Origin of the sequence: Pullulanibacillus camelliae, assembly GCF_014642655.1 — a bacterium.
Taxonomy (GTDB): Bacteria; Bacillota; Bacilli; order Bacillales; family Sporolactobacillaceae; genus Pullulanibacillus; species Pullulanibacillus camelliae.
The window spans coordinates 276,067-292,723 of sequence record NZ_BMIR01000002.1 but is presented as its reverse complement, the minus strand read 5'-3'; the positions used below and the strand labels follow the sequence as shown (position 1 = coordinate 292,723).

The window sequence follows — 16,657 nt, the reverse complement described above, 5'->3', positions numbered from 1 at the left end:
CATCCCGTGTGTCCCTTTATATAGTTAATATCGTGAACTATTCACCCTGTTAACTAATGCGACAAGCCTTTCAAGGGAGGGAAAACAATGCAGAAAGAGAGGTTGGATGAACTCGTCAAGCGCTATTTTGAAGTCAGCTTTATGGTGCATAGGCGTGGTGAAAGTTTAATTCATCAACAGATTAGTGAACATCTCACCCATGACCAGCATTTTGTTTTGAACTATATACATAAAAAACAAACTGTGACTTCAAGCGAACTGGCAGAAATGCTGAATGTCAAAAAAAGTGCGATTACGGCTTTAATCAATCGATTAGAAGAAAAAGGGTTGATTGAACGTGAGCGTCAGCATAACGATCGCCGCGTTGTTCACTTATCACTTTCATCAAAAGGGCGTCAGCTATCTGAAGAATGTGATCAGAAGGTAAATGAGCTGGTAGCAGATCTTATCACCCGTTTTAATGATCAGGAAATTTCTCAATTTATGCAAACCTATGAAAAAATCGCTTTGTTTTTAGACGAAGCCTTACGAAAAGAGAAAGGTGTTGAATAATGAGAGCTATATTAAAAGGAAAATGGCTAATTCTTGCTGCCTGGGTTGTTCTCATTGTTGTTTTAATGTTGACTCAGCCTAATATTTCGAACCTTGTTCGCGACCAGGGCAATGCACAAGTTCCAGACAATTATTCTTCATCCAAAGCAACCAAGCTGTTAGATGAGTGGCACAAACAATCAGGAAATGGCGATACCTCTTCTGTTGCCCTTGTTTTTTATGATAAACACGGCTTAAACAAGCAGGATAAGGCTGACATCAAAAAAGGGATAGAGGCATTAAAGCAAAACAAAGCGAAGCTAGGCATTTCCGATATTACAAATAGCTTCGACCAGCCTGATCTAAAAAATCAACTCATCTCCAAGAACAACAAAACAATGCTTGTCAATATTGATCTGTCCTTGGGCGATAAGGATACGAAAAAGCTAACAGATCAGCTATATGCAACATTAGATCATGTGCAAGTGGATCACTATTATACCAGTGAATGGATGATCAATAATGACACCATGGAGAGCACACAAGACGGGCTTCATAAAACGGAATATCTCACAGTCATCTTTATTTTAGCTGTACTCTTTATCGTTTTTCGATCGATTGTAGCACCATTCTTACCACTCATTGCTGTCGGGATTTCATTCATAACCTCGCAAGCGGTTGTCGCCTTTCTTGTTGACTGGTTTCATTTCCCGATATCGAATTTTACGCAGATCTTTCTCGTCGCCGTTCTCTTTGGAATAGGCACAGATTACTGTATTCTATTAATCAATCGCTTTAAAGAAGAGATTCCAAAACACGAAACCCTTGATGAAGCCATTATCCATACCTTTAAAAATGGCGGACGGACCGTTTTCTTTAGTAGCCTTGCCGTTTTTATCGGCTTTGCCTCCATCGGACTCTCAACATTTAACATTTATCAATCCGCTGTTGGTGTGGCTGTCGGGATTGCCTTTTTAATTTTATCACTTGTCACCATCGTCCCGATCATCATGTCCCTTTTGGGTAAAAAGCTGTTCTGGCCGGTGAAAAAGAACCTCAGTCACAGCCAAAGTCGTTTTTGGGGGGGCATGGGACGCTTTGCACTTGCAAGACCGCTGATCTCCCTCATCATCGTCGCGGTCATCACCGTTCCCTTTCTTCTGACGTATCACGGTGACCGTTCCTTTAATTCGGTCGGCGAGATGAGTGACAGCTACAAGTCTGTCAAAGGGTTCAATCTTATTTCCGATAATTTTAATCCTGGTGAATCCATGCCAACAACCATCGTCATGAAAAACGATGAAAAAATGGATCAACGGAAATATTTACAAACCATCGAAGCGGTCACACGTGAGGTAAAAAAGGTTGATCATGTCGATACTGTACGCAGCGCGACACAGCCTCTTGGCAAACCGCTTAAGGATTTTCTTGTTCCCAACCAAGCACAAACGCTTGATAAAGGATTAAAGGATGCAGGAGATGGGGTTGATAAGATCGCAAATGGTTTAGGTGACGCCAGTAAACAGCTGGACAATTCGGCCCCCCAGCTCAAGCAAGCCACCTCAGGCATCGATGACTTGATCAATGGCACACAATCATTAAAATCTGGTGTTGGTAAACTTCAGGGTGGACTGCAACAAATTCAAAATGGTATCGAAAGTGGTGCATCAGGAGCAGGTGAGCTCAAACAGAATTTGCAAAAGGCTGTCGCTGGTGCTAAGGCATTGCAGCAGCAAAACCAAAAGCTCTTAGATGGCTATAAGCAAATGCACGGCGGGCTAGATGATATCCACACGAATTACAATACGATCTTGTCAAACCTGCAAAATATTAAAAATGGGTTTGCTCAGTATGTTCAAGCCCACCCAGAAGCAATGAATGATTCTACCTTTAAGCAAGCTTATGGTGGACTCAATGGCCTGCTAAGCGGTACTGCTAACCAAGCCTCACCTATGCAGCAATTGAGCGACGGCATAAAGCAGTTAGACAATACTATGGCGCAGGCAAATTCAGGCTTTTCCAAGCTTGTTGCTCAGCAAGAAAAACTCAATCAAGGTCTGCAACAGCTTGTCACCGGGTTAGAACAATTACAAAGTGGCTTGAATCAAGCGGCCTCTGGACAAAACAAAGCCATTTCTAACATTCCTTCTATCACCAATGGTTTTGATGGTGTGATCACTGGACAAAAGCAGCTTAAGAATGGCTTCTCTGGTCTTAATGATCAGATGGATCAATTAGTAGGCGGCCTTAACGATTCGGTGAAGGGCTTAAATAAAGTCTCCGGCGGGCTAGATGATGCCAGCGGATTTCTCGAAGAGCTTTCCAAAAACAACAGCGCTCTTGAAGGCTTCTACATCCCTGATCAAGCTCTAAAAAGTAAGGATTTTACTGAATCACTGGATAACTACATGTCTAAGGATCGAAAAATCACGAAATTAGATGTTATCTTTGACGTGAATCCTTATTCCCAAGAGGCTCTGCAGCAAATTGATCCTATTAAAACAGCCGTTAAACGTGCCACGAAAGGAACACCTTTAGAAAATGCGAAAGTAGATATTGGCGGTTCGACGAGTACGTTTAATGACCTTAGTCATATTTCTGACAAAGATTACAATCGAACGGTCATGTTAATGCTTATTGGTATTGGCATTGTTCTGATCTTCTTATTGCGGTCATTGATCATGCCGCTTTACATTATTGGTTCACTCATTCTCACGTACTACACATCAATGGGTGTTTCAGAAAAGATCTTTGAACACTTCTTTGGCTACGGTGGGATTAACTGGGCGATTCCGTTCTTTGGCTTTGTCATGCTCATCGCACTCGGCGTCGATTACAGCATCTTTCTAATGGATCGCTTTAATGAGTATAAGGAAATATCCGTTAGAGAAGCGATTTTACACGCCATGCAAAACATGGGCTCTGTCATTTTATCTGCAGCTATCATACTTGGTGGAACCTTCGCTGCGATGATGCCATCAGGAGTGACGGAATTGATGGAAATCGCAACGATTATCATCACAGGATTGATCTTATACAACCTCTTAATTCTTCCACTTTTCATCCCAGTGATGGTTCGAACGTTTGGCAATGCCAATTGGTGGCCATTTAAACGGGGTGAATAAACCCTTCAAACCAAAAAACAGGCAGATCCCCCTTCTGCCTGTTTTTTTGCATTCATACATCCCCTTCTACATTTCCGTCTGTAGGCTGAGAAAGGTCGTCACCTTGGTTGGATTCAAAACAACGGTCTTCCATTTACAATAAATTTAGACACTATTTCTTGAAAATGACATTCTTGTCGTTTTAATTGGAGGACTACTTATGAATCGGGCATTATTAAAGAATAGAAGCTTTGTTTTCCTAATTTCCGCACAAACCGTCTCTAACATGGGCGATTGGTTTAATATTCTCGCCTTAATGACATTATTAGCGCTAAAATGGAATGCATCGCCTTTCGCCTTATCTGCTGCCATGCTGTGTCTCGCTGTCCCCAATATTTTTTTAGGATCACTTTCTGGCGTCATTGCTGATCGCTTCAATCGCAAATATTTGATGATTGCTACGGATATCCTCCGCGCTATCGTTGTTATTGGTATTATCTTTTCCAACCACTTATGGCAGGTATACAGCCTGCTTTGTCTGTTAACCATTTTCTCCTCCCTCTTTCAGCCGGCCAAAGAGGGAAAACTGCGTGAGCTTGTTGACAACGATTTGCTTCAGTCAGCGGTAGCAACAAGTGAATTGATCAACAACGGGACTAAAGTAATTGGACCGATGATAAGCGGGGTGCTAGTAGCAACCGTCGGTGTTGAATGGTCATTTTATCTTGATAGTTTTTCCTTTATTCTCTCAGCCCTGCTTCTGCTTTTGATCCCTGGCAAACACCTTGCTGAAGCCGCGATAGAGACAACTAACGAAAAAGGAAGCAACGGCTTTTGGTCACAATTTTCTGCGGGATTCCACTTTATTAAAACGAAGCCACAGCTGTTGACGGGAATGATTGTATTTTGCATAATGCTCTTCTCCTTGCAAATCTGTGATTCACAATTCCCAATTTTACTTCGAGAGATTCCGAGTCATCCCATCAGGCTATTAGGGTGGGTGATGGCGGGAAGTGGGCTCGGAACTGTGATTGCTGCGCTCTATTTAAATAACAAAGAAATCCATTCAGCTCTTAAAGCGCTTTCAACCGGCGCTTGCTTGGTCGGTACAGGCTATATTCTCTGTGCTGCCTTTATTCATATTCCTGTCATGATCCTCATGATTAGCTATCCAATCGTCGGCACCATTCTCGGTTTCAGCTTTGGGTTAGGGGTCATTCACTTTAATGTCATGGCTCAAAAAACAACTCCGAATCACTTTACTGGTCGCGTTTTCGGTACAATTGGCAGTGCCACAACATTAGCAGCGGTGATCGGCATACTCAGTGGCGGGATCATCTCCAAGCTATTTGGAGCGGTATTTACCTTTATCCTATCAGGCGTTCTCCTTATTCTCGTTGGAATAATTGTTTATATTGGTCGTCGTACGTTTGAAGGTGGCAATGGCATTGCCGAAAGTAACGGAGGAACACATCAGCAGACGCAAGAATGAAATGATTGCTTTATCTCGCACCTCAATTTTAAAAGACAAGGCTGGGACAGAAGGATTCAGCTCATAGAGAATCCGAACGCATTCACCATTTTGAAGGCATGCGTTCGGATTTCTGAGTGAGTCATGAAGCGCTTTTGCTTTCCGCGGTCACCGCCTAGAGACGCACAGGATGTGCTAGCTTCGGTGTTATCACATGGCTGTGATGTTTTTAGCCAAGTGCCTTAATGAATGTGACGCACTTAGCCAAAGCTCCTTAATAGATGTGATAATTTTAGTCGAAGTGCCTTGAAGAATGTAAGGCACCTCGACAAACCTTTTAAGGGTTCCCAACTCTTTATGACTAAAGATCCTCTGTTTCTGCGTCTACTCGTAGCGCTTCGTCGTCAGCTTCCTCGGAACCACTCGAAGTTTAGTCGTGAAGTAACGCTTGGCCTGTTCCCGGAGGAGTCTCCATATTTTGACTACGCTCCCCGTTTCCCTGGCTACTTATTACTTATCGCTTCGGATTAGGGTGATTTCTTTTCGTTTTGTCTCACCCTCGTCATGCCACCAAATTCCATGGGACAAACTTAAACTTTTAAAAAATAGGCTTGTCATTGGTTAATAGATCATGGTTCTATTGCATATATTGTGAAAAAAGCCTGATCCACCATAAAGAGTAAAAATTGTTATAGTGCTATTAGCACAGCAAATCGCTAGAGTATTAAATCACGTGCGCATCCTGGCGATTCACATACATCTTTTGAATAATACGCTTCAATGTATCTTTCGCCTGCTCTCCTTCAACAACGACCAACAGTCGCTCCTCAACAGACGTCAAAGTAAAGGCAATGAGTTCTGTCATTCGCTCAATACGGCAGGTTTTACCATCTTTATATAAATAAACGTTTTGACCCGATTGGCTGCAAATAAAATAAAAGTCAATGAGCTTTTCAAGTGTAAAATCGCGAATAGGGAAATTAAAAGAAACGATGTTTTTCATGTTGATTCGGACTCCTTTTTTTCGTTGTTATCTGTTTCTATTTTCCCATAGAATGGAGCATTTCTGAACGGGGTGATTTTGTCGAATGGCCACTAGTTTTCAGACATCAAGGAGAATTTTTTATTGGACAAGTCTAAGAAGGATGAAAAATTAATACTTCTACATGCTTTCAGCAGCATGTGGCGTTTAAAAAGCTGTCACTACAAAAGCATTCAAAGAATAAGTGCATCTAATGAAAGCCACTCCCTTTTTAAGGGATCAGATAAATTTATAAGAAAAGGGGAGTGGGCTCCCACCTTTTAATTTTCTAAGCGCATATCTGCTTACGTATTAAGCAATTGTAGAAATTCACGCATAAAACCTGGAAGATCTGGCCAAGCATGCCCAGAAACAAGCTTGCCATCTACATGTAACGTATTCTCTGTATACGTCGCTCCAAGGTGCTCGACATCTGGCTTACATGCCGTATAGGCTGTCATTGTCTTCCCTTCAAAATATGAGTGATCCTGTAAAGCGGCCAACACTAAAACAGCATGACAGATAGCCCCTACAGGCTTATCATGACTTAAAAAATGCCCTACAATCCGTTCGATATCCTTGTCAAGCCGAATGTATTCAGGTGCGCGTCCCCCAGGGATCACCAAGCCATCATACTCTTCGGGATTTACCTCTTTAAATGACAGATGAGATTCCAATAGATAACCCGCTTTCTCAGTATAGGTATCCCAGCCAATGAAATCATGAATGACCGTATGTAACACCTTTTTCTCAGGTGAAGCAATCACCGCCTCGATCCCTGCTTCTAATAAGCGATAGTAGGGATAGTAAACCTCTAATGCCTCGACTGCATCGCCTGTAATTAACAGCACCTTTTTACCCATCTTTCACCACTCCTTATTTAAGTGATCTCTTAGGTTTATTATCGTTGAAAACGCTTAAATTGTAAATACTAAAACATCCAGTCATTTCAATCCTTGACACTCCGCGTCATAGTGTATTATTATATCAGTACACTATGATACAGATACAAAGTTTCATTTGGAGGTAACATAAATGTCTGCATGGATAAGTTTAGTTAAAAAAGAATTTCGATTGGGACTTCCCGCTTTGCTGTTTACCGTCATTGCCCTTATTTTCATCGTCGGACTCGCCGGCTATTTCGGCGCTAGACATGGACATGGCATTAGCGCAGCTGCCATTGCGGCTTTAGTACTCATCCCGATACACATCTTTTATTTACTTTGTTACATGTTTGATAGCTTGCAAAAAGAAAGAAAAAAGCTCCACCTTTGGCTGCACAATCCACTGCCTGGCTATAGCCTTTTACTAGCAAAATTAGTCAGTGCCTTGATCGCCATGTCTATCACACTGTTTCTCTCCTGTGTGATCGTGCTGTTTGGCTTAAAATTTTCTAGTGATAATAAAGAAATATTCCATGCGTTTTCTTGGTCAAATATTTTCAGCACAGGGATTTTTTCTGTTATCAATATCTATCTATTTGCGCTGGATTTTGCCATTTGGTTCATCTTCTTATGGGTGTTCTATCGCATGTTAACACGCCGTATTGGCGGATTTCTGAGCTTTATCATCACCCTGGTGCTTTTTGGTGTGCTCGCTTATCTGGATAACCTGCTGAGTGGGACACGCTTTTATGAATGGCTTACCCATTGGGGCAAAGTCTCACTTGTTGATATTCTTACGGGCTTTAATTTTAATTTTTCTTTAAATCATGGCTCGCATTTATCTGTTGATAACACAACCGTTTTTTACATTGGAAGCTATGTATTTGAAGCCATCATCGTTGCCATTCTTTTTTGTATAACGAGTTGGATTTTAGATAAAAAAATCGAGGTGTAGACCATGGTTGAAACTTTTAATTCGTCGGCACCTATATATCTGCAACTTGTCGAGCGCATCAACCGCCAAATCTTAAGAGGTGAACTCAAACCCGGAGATAAACTGCCCTCCGTCCGCGACATGGGCATCCAGTCTGGTGTGAATCCGAACACAGTCAGTCGAACCTACCGGGAACTTGAAGGGATGAAGATTGTGGAAACCAGAAGAGGCCAAGGAACCTTTGTGACAGAAAATCATGAGATTCTCCAAAACATGCGTGAACAACTGAAGCAAGAGGAAATTTCTCATTTTGTGGCAAGCATGAAAGCCATGGGCTATTCAGGACATGAGATTATGAATGGATTAAAGACCTTTTTAACACACGCGGAAGGAAGTGAATCTGAATGATTAAGCTCGAACACGTAACGAAGCGCTATTTAAAAGCCACTGCACTTAAGACTATCCATGTCACTCTAGAAACTGGAAAAATCTATGGATTAATCGGCTCGAATGGAAGTGGCAAGTCAACGACATTAAAGCTCATTGCTGGACTGATCCAGCCGACAAAAGGAAGTATAGAAGTCGATGGGATAAGGGTTGACCGTCGAATCGCCGCCAAGGTGTCTTACCTATCAGAGCTGGATGAATATTACGGGTTCTATAACGTGCGACAAACCATTGACTTTTTTGCCTCCCAGTTTTCAGACTTTAATCGCGAAAAAGCTGAAACCATTCGTGACTATATGAAGCTTGATCCTGAAAGCAAGGTCAAGCATTTATCCAAGGGGAATCGCGGGCGGCTTAAAATGGTCCTGACCCTAGCAAGAGAAGTCCCTGTCATTCTCATGGATGAGCCTTTATCAGGTCTCGATCCGATGGTCCGCGATTCGATTGTTAAAGGCTTAATCTCCTTTATAGACTTGGAGCATCAGGTCATTCTCATTACAACTCACGAAATTAAGGAAGTGGAAACCCTGCTTGATGAAGTCATTGTCATCAAAAATGGAGAAATCGCCGGGCAGTGTAATGTGGACGATTTACGCTATGAACAGAATATGACTATCGTTGAATGGATGACGAAGATCTATGAGTAAATGATCAAACACCCCTTTAATACATGGCAATAAGGAGGCCCTAACATGACACAACCTGTAATCCAACTGCAAAAGGTCAAAAAGAAATTTGGAAATAAAACGATCATTAAGGAACTTAGCTTTGATATCTTTCCTGGAGAAGTTTTCGGCTTTCTAGGCCCAAATGGAGCTGGGAAAACAACAACCATTCGCATGATCGTTGGTTTGATGAACATGACTGAAGGTGACATTCTCATCTTTGGTCAAAGCATCAAAAGCCACTATAAAGAAGCGATCAAGCATGTGGGAGCGATAGTAGAAAATCCTGAACTCTACAAGCATTTAAGCGGCTATCGCAATTTAATTCATTACGCGCGTATGGTGCGCGGTGTGACGAAAAAAAGAATCGATGAAGTCGTCGATCTTGTTGGCTTAACCCCTCGTATCCATGAAAAGGTCAAAACATATTCCTTAGGCATGCGGCAACGGCTGGGATTGGCGCAGGCTCTCCTGCACTCTCCACAAATCTTAATATTAGATGAACCCACAAATGGCTTAGATCCAGCAGGCATTCGTGAAATTCGTCAATATATCCGGCGCTTAGCTGCCGAGGAGGGCTTAGCGGTGATTGTCTCCAGTCACCTGCTGAGTGAAATGGAGCTGATGTGCGATCGCATTGGTATCATTCAAAATGGGCAGCTTGTCGGTGTGCATTCCGTAGGAGAATTCGTAGGCGAAGAAGCCGAGATAATAGTGCGTTTAACATTAGATCCTATCGATCAAGCCGTTCAACTTGTGAAACGATATGATTATAAGATCATTAAAAAAGAAGGGCATGATCTCTTTATCCGCATGGAGAATGAAGCGATTCCCATCTTGGCAGAGCGTTTAATTCAACAGCAGATCAAGCTTTATGGCATTCACGCCGAGGCAAAATCGTTAGAGGACAGATTCCTTGAAGTGACAGGAGGTCAAGACATTGTTTAAGTTTTTAAAGCTCGTACAAAATGAAAATATGAAAAGCTTCCGCAGGTTTTCCACCCTTGTAATGTTTATCATGCTTTTATGTGCCTTAGTCTTTATCGGCGTGGTCAATAAGCATTATGAAACCCATGATTCCAACAAGACGTGGCAGCAGCAGTTGCAAGCAGAGAATCACGACTTACAAAAGCAATTCAAGGCCAATCCCGATGAGCACACAAAAGAAGCGCTGGCCATCAATACCTATCGCCTTGATCACGCTCTTAAACCGACTGATTCGACTTCTTTTTGGGGAAGCGTTAAGGATGCGGTAAATGGCATGCAATTCGTCATGATCTTTGCCATCATTATTGCCGGAGGAATTGTTTCGAGTGAATTTGGATCAGGAACTATCAAATTGCTCTTAACTCGACCTGTGAGTCGCTCGACCATATTATTATCAAAATATGTGTCAACCCTTTTTACCCTGCTCGTATTCGGTGTTGCTTGTTTCGTCTTTTCCTGTCTGATTGCTGCTGCACTTTTTGGCTTTGATGGTCTTTCTTCACCTTATCTTTTTTACAGTGAAGGTGCCGTTCATGAAGGGAGCATGTTACTACACATCTTCGGCCTCTATGGCCTCCAAATGGTCCCAGCGATTATGTTTGTCACCGTTGCTTTCTTAATCTCAACGGTATTTCGTAACACAGCCCTAGCCATCGGCCTATCGATATTTGGATTAATGGCAGGAAGTCTTGTCTTACAGTTCCTTGCGCGTTTTGGCTGGTCCAAATATGTATTATTTGCTAATCTCGATTGGTCCCCCTATTTTAATGGCAATGGCCCTTTTCAAAAAGGAATGACACTTGGTTTTTCCGCTACTGTTTTAGCTGTCTATTATCTCCTCTTCATAGCCTTCACTTGGATTATCTTTAAAAAACGCGATGTTGCTGCATAAGCTATAAAAACCGGGGTCTCCCGGTTTTCTTACTTTCAGAAAATGCACAGATTGGCTGTCAAGCGCATTCTCTTATTTTACAGAAGTTTTTTCAAACTCTCTTCAAAAAAGCGTGGTACAAGCTGATGTCTTTGAATATATTGTACAAGCACAGTGATTTGAGGAGAGATATTATGCAAGTTTACATTAGCTACTTGCTTTTGGGACTATCACTCGCAGCCCCTATTGGGCCCATTAATGCCGCTCAGCTAGATCGCGGGCTGAAATATGGTTTTTTACACGCTTGGATTATTGGATTAGGAGCAACCCTTGCTGACGCGCTCTATATCCTTCTTGTTTACTTAGGTTTATCCCATGTTATTGACATCCCCGCGGTCAAGACCTTTCTATGGTCCTTCGGGGGATTTGTGCTCATTTATACCGGGATAGAGAGCTTATCCACTGTTAAAATAGAAACCGTGTATTATGCACGACATCACGAACCCCTTTTTAAAACGCTGCTCTCCGGATTTCTCATGTCTCTATTTAATCCTTTAACCATTCTTTTTTGGCTCGGCATTTATGGCTCTATTCTCGCTCAATCCACCACAGAAAATACGCATGAGCTATGGCTTTATAGCGCCACCATTTTTAGCGGTGTTTTATTATGGGATATAACAATGGCAGCCTTCTCTAGCACTTTTAGAAGATTTTTAAATGATCGCTTATTAAACGGCATTGCTTTTTTATCAGGGTGCGCCCTTATTGGCTATGGACTCTATTTTATTTATCAGGCCTATAAGCTCCTCTTTAGTTAATGGGCATGCTTACTGGCTCTGAACCTTTGCCTGATGACGATGACCCCCATGATAATCACAATAAATCCTAAACTGCCCAAAAATCCCGGGCGGCTTCCTGAATGAAAAAGGGTTCCCGATACAGCCAAAAGGATAAGCAGTATCCCAAAGCTATTTTTAACTTTCCCCCACACTGTCAATGGAGTTAATTTAAAAGCAGACACTAAAATAAAGAGCCAATTATATAAGAGCATGAGCCCCGCTGCTGTTGTCAAATATTCGTATAGCTTCCCGGGCATCAAGAGCGCTAAGATGACCGATAGAATCATCCCACAAAGGGTCAGTCCGAGACCACGCAAGGGCACTCTGCCCTCTTTTTTAGCCTTTTTTGCAAAAAAATGCGGGGCATCACCATCTCTTGCCAAGGTCACAAGCATTGTCGTTACGGAAAATAAAGAAGCTACCATCGTCGAAAAACCAGCAATAATCAGCGCTCCATTAAAAATATCTGAAAAAAAGGGTAAGTGGTAATCGTTTAAGGCAATAACAAAGGGGCTCTCTTTTGTATTAAAGGTCTGCCACGGTGCCACCACAACAGCTAAAGCCATTGAGACAACATAGACCGTCCCCAATAATATGAGCATCATCGTCCCTGCTTTAGGCGCCTCATCCTTTTCTTTCAGCTGCATGGCCATAATTCCCATGATTTCAATACCACCAAAGGCGTAAAAGGCATAGATAAAAGCCGACCACAGTCCCACAGAACCCTTCGGAAACATTGCTTTTAAAGTATTTGGCAAATTGCCGTCCCGATTTTCCTCAATAACTCCAGTAAGCACGCAAATAGCGAGAATAATAAACATGAGGATAGCTGCAACCTTTACGACGGCCAGTACATTTTCAACTCGATCAAAGCCTTTTGTACCAACTAAAACAACAAGAATGGCTAGCCCGGCATAACCAGCTGCAAAGAGCCACAAAGGAACATGTGGGAACCAAAGGCGTGAGAAGATTCCAAGCGCTGTCATCTGACTGCCGGTAATCAACATTTCTGACAACCAATACACCCACCCACTGCTAAAGCCCGCCCAGCCCCCATACGCTTTTTTAGCATATGCGCGGAATGAGCCTTGCTGTGGGTCTTGAGTGGTCATTGTCGCAAGCGCATCATAGACGATATAAGTACCTACAGCCGCAAGGATAAAGACGAAAACAACAGATGGGCCCGTCATCATTATGGCTAATCCTGATCCTAAAAAATAACCCGTTCCAATAATACAGCCGACGCCAAGTAAGGATAATTGCCACCATTGTAAACGTCCGTCCATTCCCATTTCACCTTTCCTTTTGATACACTTTCATCTCTTCTTCCATCAGCTTCTCCTTTTCCTCATGCTCTTATCCACTGATCACAAGATAAGAAAACTTGACTGAGCATCATCAAGACACTCATGATAGGACCATCAAAGCGACAGCCATAGTTCCCGCAAATCCAAGGCTCAAGCCGATACTGCTTTGATCCTATCATCCATTCATTTCTATAGCGCATTCAAAATTTCTTCAAAGCTACACTTATACTCTCTTCCTTTATGAGCGTAAGCGAAATTATATATTCTGATAATATAAGAAAAACCGGGCGAAAAACATGCCCGGTCCTTGTAGAGCATCATCCAATATGAAAGAGGCCTCGTTGCCTGGTCAAGTGGATGGGAGCGCAAGGCGCGAGATTCAGAACACTCTAAAATCGTATGTTCCTCGAGCGCCGCTGACTCATGATGCGGAGACTAGAGTCCTGCGGGACGTGGGAGATCGGTAAGACCTTAGCAGTGCGAAGGCACGAGGAGGCTTACCACTCCCCCGCCGAAAGCGAGCGGCCTGGAGCGGAAACGCGCACCGTTCTGATGACCGGAAATTTTATACTTTCTGACCTTTTCTTTTATCATATAACACTTGTTTTTTGAGAATTAGAATCACTAATATCCATATCATTGACAAAATTGATAGGCAGGTAAACTGCTGTTAGGTCACCGTTTTCTTCTCCATACCCTTGATTCCTTTTTGTTGAGTTAAACACGTCATTCTGCTGGATGGGGCCAAAGCTTAAGGTTGCTGAACGTTCCATAACATTCACCTTAAACCCCAGAATATTCACTGCCATTGGGGCAAAATTCATATTGTTCCTCCTTTAATAGTCGTCATTCGATACCAATTGGAAGCTTTGATTTTTGCAGAGAATTAGAATCCCATAAATCGCGATCATCCACACCACTTTTGGAAGCAAATGTTGATTCATCTCCAAAATTCTGACCAAATCCTTGATTTTTTTTTGAACTATTATTCCAATCCGCTAAAAAATTTTCTCCGATATTGACTGCGGAGGCATTTTCAAATGAATTAATTTTAAAAAGAAAAATATTAATGGAAATAGAAGGCTTAACCATTGTATCCCCCCTTAATTCACTATATGAACGGCAGCACGCAGTATGTCAGGAGGTCTGGTTCATGGATGTCGATAAGCTCAAACAATGGCTTGAAGTCGCACAAAAATTTCAAGGGAATGATTTTTGGAATGATATTTTTGATGAGCAAAAAGATCAAGATCCTAATGAAATAACAAAAATGAGCGAAGTTAAGCAGTCCTTAAAACAGGATGTCAATGCCCTTGACCGGCCTTTTTATGCCCTCTATCGCTCGATGATTGAAATCATTATAGTGATCGACCTGCCGGGTGTTGCAAAAGAGGATATTCAGCTTAAAATTGCCGGAAACCACCTCTTAATCAGTGGTCACGCGCGTCCGCTCTATGACGCTGTTGAAGTGCTTAAAAGCGACCGTCTAAATGGACCGTTTAAGCGAACGATTCCCTTTCCATCTGAAGCTGACAGTTCAAAGGCTGTCGCCAAATTCGATCACGGGTTACTCGAAATCCGCATGCCCCTTCATGACGTTGAGCAGCACACCTTAAATATTGAATAATCACTTGCGACGCTCCAGATCCAACCACCATTCATTATCATCATAAATATCCTGATCATAAACCCTTGACTCTGGCATAAGATAGATGCTCCCATCACTGGATGCTTCACCAAAGCCTGCATTCCTTTTTAAATTTGAATGTCGTCCAATTTGTGCGGTCTGACTTAAACTCATTGTACAATTTCCACCGATGCTATTCACTTTCATAAACGCAATATTGATCCTTTTCATTTATGCATCTCCCACCTTTTATTATCAAATGTGTATGCAAAAACTTTGCTTTCCATACGATTAGTGGCATGAAATGCATTCAAAATAATACACTTTATTTAAGGACAACCAAGAGAAAAGGGATGCTTGACAATGGCTTTTCATAGGCTTATGGATTATCTATTTAGAAACAGCAAAGAATGGCAGTCGGCAACACGACAGCTGAAAATGCAGCAGGAAACCATCCAAAAGCTGTATGAGTTGCTCGACAAATTAGAGGGTAATAAGGAAGAAAGAGTCTTGAAATCCCCAACCATTATCGAGCACATCCACGTGGATAAAGTCGTCGTTGAACACTATAAGCAAAGCAATAATTTTGGAGCACTGGGGATTAAATCACTTGAAGGGCGTTTAAATATCGGAGCCAATTATGGGACGACAGAACCATTAACGGAAAAAGAAAAGAAGGAAAAGTCCGCATACAAAAAAGCAAAAGACGACGTGAAGATGAAAAGTCAGCCCCCAAAAACAACCATCCGTTCACGGTCTTCTACTTAACCATTTTCACATGTGTTCACTGTTTTTACTCTGTTTCATTTTCTTTGCCTGCAACAGATCGCCAATAAATCCAATGATTAACAAAATCACAGCAATTGCCCACAAATCATCAAGGATTGTCCAGGATCCGAGGCTTTTCACAAGCTCTACAATAGAAAAGACGAGCAATACAAGCACACACAAATTCCCTAGTATACCCAATAGCTTTTTCATACACCTCTCCCTTTCAGCCAAGACATAGATAACACTTTTTCTATACGTTCGGGTTCAGCTACTGTTTAATAAAAGCCTTAATCAGCAGGGCCGTCTCTTTCGGTTTTTCTTCTGGCAGCAAATGTCCTGTCTGTTTGAGCACTTGTAAGTCGGCAGCGGAAAGCTCTTTAGCAAAACGCTTTCCAACGGCAAGGGGAACAATGCTATCCTGTTCTCCCCAAATCAATAGTACTGGCTGAGTAATTTCTCTAACACGAGCAGTTGATAAATCGCCCTCACGGTGGCGCATAAGCAGCACCAACGATCGGTAAAATGCTTTGGTTTGCAACGGCTTGAGGTACCCCTCTACCATCTCTTCATTAATTATCGTACGATTATGAATGACGGCTAAGAAGTTTTCCATAATATCTTTTTTAGTAAAATAAACTTTTAGTCCCCAGCTGAAAAATGGCAAATACGAGAGCCAAACCAAAGAACGCTTAACTGGGCCCATATAGCCTGCGGCTGCCAAGCCAACGATTTTTTTAATGCGATTAGGCTCCTGCAAGCCAGCTTGTAAAGCAATTTGTCCGCCCATAGAATGGCCGATCAAAATAGCCCTTTGGATCTCAAACCGTTCAAGAATATCTAGAACAAGCCGGCCATAATTGTGCAATGAATAATTAAAATGCAACGCTTTATCACTTTGACCAAAGCCAGGAAGGTCGATAGACAGAACAGCATGCTCTTCTTGTAAATAAGGGATTAGAAACCGAAAACTAAAACTTGAAGATAAATACCCATGAATCAAGACGAGCACGTCTTCTGCCTCATGAATCGGTCTACCATATTGCTCGTAATAAATGTTCATATGATTGATAGTGATTGTGCTCACGATGGTAACGCCACCTCATCATTACTTTATTTATAGTTTATAATTTTAATGAAAAAAATATAAAGAATTCGCTCGCCATTCGTTCGCTTTGTTAAAAAGCTTTTAAGCGCCTTG

The 16,657-nt window shown here is 42.0% G+C and carries 19 protein-coding genes; 11 read left to right on the top strand and 8 right to left on the bottom strand.

The genetic code is table 11. From position 1 onward, the window contains the following. The first annotated feature begins 87 nt into the window (after positions 1 to 87). The 3 genes from IEW82_RS04300 (at position 88) to IEW82_RS04290 (ending at position 5,127) form a co-directional block, all read left to right on the top strand. Positions 88 to 552 carry a MarR family winged helix-turn-helix transcriptional regulator gene (locus IEW82_RS04300; RefSeq protein WP_188689698.1) on the top strand — a complete coding sequence of 155 codons (465 nt, stop codon included), beginning with the start codon at positions 88 to 90 and terminating at the stop codon, positions 550 to 552. Beyond that, positions 552 to 3,656 carry an MMPL/RND family transporter gene (locus IEW82_RS04295; protein ID WP_188689695.1) on the top strand — a complete coding sequence of 1,035 codons (3,105 nt, stop codon included), beginning with the start codon at positions 552 to 554 and terminating at the stop codon, positions 3,654 to 3,656. The genes IEW82_RS04300 and IEW82_RS04295 overlap by 1 nt, the downstream gene beginning before the upstream one ends. A 199-nt stretch (positions 3,657 to 3,855) precedes the next feature. Continuing rightward, the gene (locus IEW82_RS04290; protein ID WP_188689692.1) at positions 3,856 to 5,127 is read left to right on the top strand and encodes an MFS transporter; all 1,272 of its coding nucleotides are present in this window, start codon (positions 3,856 to 3,858) and stop codon (positions 5,125 to 5,127) included. A gap of 703 nt (positions 5,128 to 5,830) precedes the next feature. Here IEW82_RS04290 and IEW82_RS04285 read toward each other — a convergent pair. After that, entirely contained in the window at positions 5,831 to 6,109 is a 279-nt protein-coding gene (locus IEW82_RS04285; RefSeq protein WP_188689689.1) for a hypothetical protein, read from the bottom strand. A gap of 323 nt (positions 6,110 to 6,432) precedes the next feature. Further along, entirely contained in the window at positions 6,433 to 6,990 is a 558-nt protein-coding gene (locus IEW82_RS04280; RefSeq protein ID WP_188689686.1) for a DJ-1/PfpI family protein, read from the bottom strand. 172 nt (positions 6,991 to 7,162) lie between these two features. On the opposite strand from IEW82_RS04280, the gene IEW82_RS04275 reads away from it, so the two are divergent. The 6 genes from IEW82_RS04275 to IEW82_RS04250 all read left to right on the top strand — a co-directional run bounded on the left by IEW82_RS04275 (position 7,163) and on the right by IEW82_RS04250 (position 11,733). Beyond that, positions 7,163 to 7,966, top strand: a complete 804-nt coding sequence (locus tag IEW82_RS04275; RefSeq protein WP_188689683.1) for a hypothetical protein — start codon at positions 7,163 to 7,165, stop codon at positions 7,964 to 7,966. A gap of 3 nt (positions 7,967 to 7,969) precedes the next feature. Then, complete coding sequence (locus IEW82_RS04270) at positions 7,970 to 8,353, top strand: GntR family transcriptional regulator (protein WP_188689681.1); 384 nt, start codon at positions 7,970 to 7,972, stop codon at positions 8,351 to 8,353. Continuing rightward, the gene (locus IEW82_RS04265; protein WP_188689678.1) at positions 8,350 to 9,039 is read left to right on the top strand and encodes an ATP-binding cassette domain-containing protein; all 690 of its coding nucleotides are present in this window, start codon (positions 8,350 to 8,352) and stop codon (positions 9,037 to 9,039) included. Before IEW82_RS04270 ends, IEW82_RS04265 begins: the two co-directional genes overlap by 4 nt. A gap of 45 nt (positions 9,040 to 9,084) precedes the next feature. Continuing rightward, a complete protein-coding gene (locus IEW82_RS04260) occupies positions 9,085 to 10,005 on the top strand; it encodes an ABC transporter ATP-binding protein (RefSeq protein ID WP_188689674.1) in 921 nt (306 codons plus the stop codon). Further along, positions 9,998 to 10,936 carry an ABC transporter permease gene (locus tag IEW82_RS04255; protein ID WP_188689671.1) on the top strand — a complete coding sequence of 313 codons (939 nt, stop codon included), beginning with the start codon at positions 9,998 to 10,000 and terminating at the stop codon, positions 10,934 to 10,936. Before IEW82_RS04260 ends, IEW82_RS04255 begins: the two co-directional genes overlap by 8 nt. A 173-nt stretch (positions 10,937 to 11,109) precedes the next feature. Continuing rightward, complete coding sequence (locus tag IEW82_RS04250; RefSeq protein ID WP_188689666.1) at positions 11,110 to 11,733, top strand: LysE family transporter; 624 nt, start codon at positions 11,110 to 11,112, stop codon at positions 11,731 to 11,733. Here IEW82_RS04250 and IEW82_RS04245 read toward each other — a convergent pair. The 3 genes from IEW82_RS04245 to IEW82_RS04235 form a co-directional block, all read right to left on the bottom strand. Then, positions 11,730 to 13,040: an amino acid permease gene (locus tag IEW82_RS04245; RefSeq protein ID WP_229672294.1), complete on the bottom strand. Its 1,311-nt coding sequence runs from the start codon at positions 13,038 to 13,040 to the stop codon at positions 11,730 to 11,732. The genes IEW82_RS04250 and IEW82_RS04245 overlap by 4 nt on opposite strands. A gap of 611 nt (positions 13,041 to 13,651) precedes the next feature. Continuing rightward, positions 13,652 to 13,885, bottom strand: a complete 234-nt coding sequence (locus IEW82_RS04240) for a hypothetical protein (protein ID WP_188689660.1) — start codon at positions 13,883 to 13,885, stop codon at positions 13,652 to 13,654. A 22-nt stretch (positions 13,886 to 13,907) separates the two neighbouring features. Then, positions 13,908 to 14,153 (bottom strand): spore germination protein, encoded by a 246-nt coding sequence (locus IEW82_RS04235; protein ID WP_188689657.1) that lies wholly within the window; start codon positions 14,151 to 14,153, stop codon positions 13,908 to 13,910. A gap of 61 nt (positions 14,154 to 14,214) precedes the next feature. Here IEW82_RS04235 and IEW82_RS04230 point away from each other — a divergent pair, with 61 nt between their 5' ends. Further along, on the top strand, positions 14,215 to 14,688 hold the full coding sequence (locus IEW82_RS04230; protein WP_188689653.1) for an Hsp20/alpha crystallin family protein: 474 nt from the start codon (positions 14,215 to 14,217) through the stop codon (positions 14,686 to 14,688). On the opposite strand, the gene IEW82_RS04225 is transcribed toward IEW82_RS04230, so the two are convergent. Then, entirely contained in the window at positions 14,689 to 14,919 is a 231-nt protein-coding gene (locus IEW82_RS04225) for a hypothetical protein (protein ID WP_188689650.1), read from the bottom strand. It lies immediately after the preceding gene. Positions 14,920 to 15,051: 132 nt separating this feature from the next. Here IEW82_RS04225 and IEW82_RS04220 point away from each other — a divergent pair, with 132 nt between their 5' ends. Further along, positions 15,052 to 15,456 carry a hypothetical protein gene (locus IEW82_RS04220; RefSeq protein ID WP_188689649.1) on the top strand — a complete coding sequence of 135 codons (405 nt, stop codon included), beginning with the start codon at positions 15,052 to 15,054 and terminating at the stop codon, positions 15,454 to 15,456. Between the two features lie 6 nt (positions 15,457 to 15,462). Here the strand turns inward: IEW82_RS04220 and IEW82_RS04215 are convergent, their stop codons facing one another. Both IEW82_RS04215 and IEW82_RS04210 read right to left on the bottom strand, forming a co-directional pair. Next, the gene (locus tag IEW82_RS04215; protein ID WP_188689647.1) at positions 15,463 to 15,669 is read right to left on the bottom strand and encodes a hypothetical protein; all 207 of its coding nucleotides are present in this window, start codon (positions 15,667 to 15,669) and stop codon (positions 15,463 to 15,465) included. A 58-nt stretch (positions 15,670 to 15,727) separates the two neighbouring features. After that, a complete protein-coding gene (locus IEW82_RS04210) occupies positions 15,728 to 16,543 on the bottom strand; it encodes an alpha/beta fold hydrolase (protein WP_188689644.1) in 816 nt (271 codons plus the stop codon). Between the last annotated feature and the right edge of the window lie 114 nt (positions 16,544 to 16,657).

Excerpts from the sequence above, each read along its gene's own strand:
- IEW82_RS04290 (WP_188689692.1), top strand. The coding sequence starts at position 3,856 with ATGAATCGGGCATTATTAAAGAATAGAAGCTTTGTTTTCCTAATTTCC.
- IEW82_RS04240 (WP_188689660.1), bottom strand. The coding sequence starts at position 13,885 with ATGAATTTTGCCCCAATGGCAGTGAATATTCTGGGGTTTAAGGTGAAT.
- IEW82_RS04265 (WP_188689678.1), top strand. The coding sequence starts at position 8,350 with ATGATTAAGCTCGAACACGTAACGAAGCGCTATTTAAAAGCCACTGCA.
- IEW82_RS04220 (WP_188689649.1), top strand. The coding sequence starts at position 15,052 with ATGGCTTTTCATAGGCTTATGGATTATCTATTTAGAAACAGCAAAGAA.
- IEW82_RS04285 (WP_188689689.1), bottom strand. The coding sequence starts at position 6,109 with ATGAAAAACATCGTTTCTTTTAATTTCCCTATTCGCGATTTTACACTT.
- IEW82_RS04300 (WP_188689698.1), top strand. The coding sequence starts at position 88 with ATGCAGAAAGAGAGGTTGGATGAACTCGTCAAGCGCTATTTTGAAGTC.
- IEW82_RS04230 (WP_188689653.1), top strand. The coding sequence starts at position 14,215 with ATGGATGTCGATAAGCTCAAACAATGGCTTGAAGTCGCACAAAAATTT.
- IEW82_RS04215 (WP_188689647.1), bottom strand. The coding sequence starts at position 15,669 with ATGAAAAAGCTATTGGGTATACTAGGGAATTTGTGTGTGCTTGTATTG.
- IEW82_RS04260 (WP_188689674.1), top strand. The coding sequence starts at position 9,085 with ATGACACAACCTGTAATCCAACTGCAAAAGGTCAAAAAGAAATTTGGA.
- IEW82_RS04275 (WP_188689683.1), top strand. The coding sequence starts at position 7,163 with ATGTCTGCATGGATAAGTTTAGTTAAAAAAGAATTTCGATTGGGACTT.
- IEW82_RS04245 (WP_229672294.1), bottom strand. The coding sequence starts at position 13,040 with ATGGACGGACGTTTACAATGGTGGCAATTATCCTTACTTGGCGTCGGC.
- IEW82_RS04295 (WP_188689695.1), top strand. The coding sequence starts at position 552 with ATGAGAGCTATATTAAAAGGAAAATGGCTAATTCTTGCTGCCTGGGTT.
- IEW82_RS04270 (WP_188689681.1), top strand. The coding sequence starts at position 7,970 with ATGGTTGAAACTTTTAATTCGTCGGCACCTATATATCTGCAACTTGTC.
- IEW82_RS04250 (WP_188689666.1), top strand. The coding sequence starts at position 11,110 with ATGCAAGTTTACATTAGCTACTTGCTTTTGGGACTATCACTCGCAGCC.
- IEW82_RS04280 (WP_188689686.1), bottom strand. The coding sequence starts at position 6,990 with ATGGGTAAAAAGGTGCTGTTAATTACAGGCGATGCAGTCGAGGCATTA.
- IEW82_RS04225 (WP_188689650.1), bottom strand. The coding sequence starts at position 14,919 with ATGAAAAGGATCAATATTGCGTTTATGAAAGTGAATAGCATCGGTGGA.
- IEW82_RS04235 (WP_188689657.1), bottom strand. The coding sequence starts at position 14,153 with ATGGTTAAGCCTTCTATTTCCATTAATATTTTTCTTTTTAAAATTAAT.